The 1,816-nt window shown below is 60.0% G+C and carries 1 protein-coding gene; it reads left to right on the forward strand.

All coding sequences use genetic code 11. The features are described from left to right. On the forward strand, positions 1–1,816 hold a 1,816-nt coding region (locus tag AC1DUU_RS31040), incomplete at both ends, for a multiheme c-type cytochrome (RefSeq protein WP_476787148.1).

Below are 1,816 nucleotides of genomic sequence, written 5' to 3' on the forward strand. Positions count from 1 at the left end.
CACTCGCCTCGGCAGCAGAGACGACTGTTTCTACATCCGACCAGCTTATCTCAATCCATGACGGATTCGTCGACGAGGGCCGATGTGCCTCCTGTCACTCGGATCAGGCGGCTGCCTTCGTCAAATCTAACCACGCAAAGGCGATGGCCGTCGCGGACGACAAGACAGTGCGCGGAAACTTCGATGATGCCAGCTTTGAGCATGACGGCATCTTCACGGCATTCTTCAAGCGCGGGGGGCTGTACTTCGTACGTACCGAGGGCAGCGATGGCAAGGAAGGCGAGTTCCAAGTCAAGTACACCTTTGCCTATGAACCGTTGCAGCAATACCTCGTCGACATCGGCGGCGGCCGGCTGCAGGCGCTCGATATTGCGTGGAACACCAACAAACAGGAATGGTTCTGGCTTGGAACGAGCAAACCCGCAAAGCCTGGCACGACCTTTCATTGGACCGGTCCGTTCTATCGCTGGAACCGAACTTGCATCGACTGCCACTCCACCGATCCGCAGGCGAATTTCCAACCGGCGACGGGGCAATACAAATCAAGCTATGTCGCGACAAGCATTGGATGCCAGTCCTGCCATGGCGGCGGTGCGAAACATGTTGAATGGGCCGAGGCCGGGGCTCTCCAATCAGTCGACGGCGTGGGCCTGGCCCCAATTGACCAGAATGTGTGCCTTGCGTGCCATGCCCGACGCACCAAACTTCTTGGCGGTTACGGTCCGGGCAAGGCCTTCCTCGACCATTTTTCGCCCAACCTTCTGCGCCCGGACCTCTACTTTCCCGACGGTCAAATCCTTGACGAAGTGTTCGAGTACGGCTCGTTTCAGCAGAGCAAGATGGCGATAGCAGGTGTCACCTGCCTAGACTGTCACAAGCAGCACGAAACGACCCTCAAGGCTGACGGCAACGCTGTGTGTACGCAGTGTCACGCCGAGATAAAGTCCCAGCGATTTGTGGGCTTCGATCCAAGCGGCGTTTTCGATTCGCCGACGCATACGCGCCATGCGGCAGGTTCCGATGGCGCTCTCTGCGCCAACTGCCACATGCCTGAGCGTACGTTTATGAAGGTCGACCCGCGGCGTGACCATTCACTCGTCGTTCCACGGCCCGACTTGTCGATAGCCTTTGGCACTCCGAACGCCTGCACGACCTGCCATGCAACTCAGACGAACGAGTGGGCGGCTGATAAGATGGACAAATGGTACGGCGCGAAGTGGCGTCAGCGTCCGACGATTGCCCATGCTTTCGCAGGCGCTGCGAAAAGCGATCCGGCCGCGATCGAAGCATTGCGATCGCTTGTTGCTGACCGGGAACAGGCGGGCATCGTCAAAGGCAGCGCGATCGAGGCGATGGGTCGACTCGGCGGCGAGGCCGTCATCGGTGATGTGATGGCCGCGGCGGCGAGTCCCGATCCGCTCGTCCGACTGGGTGCTGCGCAGGCCGCTAGCAACCTTTCGCCTGAACGACGACTGGAGGCCATCGGCCGGCTCCTTGCCGATGAAACGCGTGCTGTTCGGGTGACCGCCGTGATCGCTCTCGGTAATACGCCGACGGCCGACCTGCTCGGCGAACAACGCCGTACCTTCCGAGCTGCGCTGGAGGATCTGCGCGCCTACGTGGAGGCAAATGTGGATATGGCTGAAGCGCAGAACAACTACGGCCTCCTTCTTATGGGACAACGTCAGGCGGAAGAAGCGGAAGCTGCTCTGCGTCGCGCCATCTCGCTCGACGGCAGCCTCGCTGGCGCGCACGCCAATCTGGCGGAACTTTACCGGGCGACTGGACAAAACGACAAGTCTGAAAACACCTATGT

The sequence above is a fragment of the Aminobacter sp. P4_H6_2 genome (genome assembly GCF_056400805.1).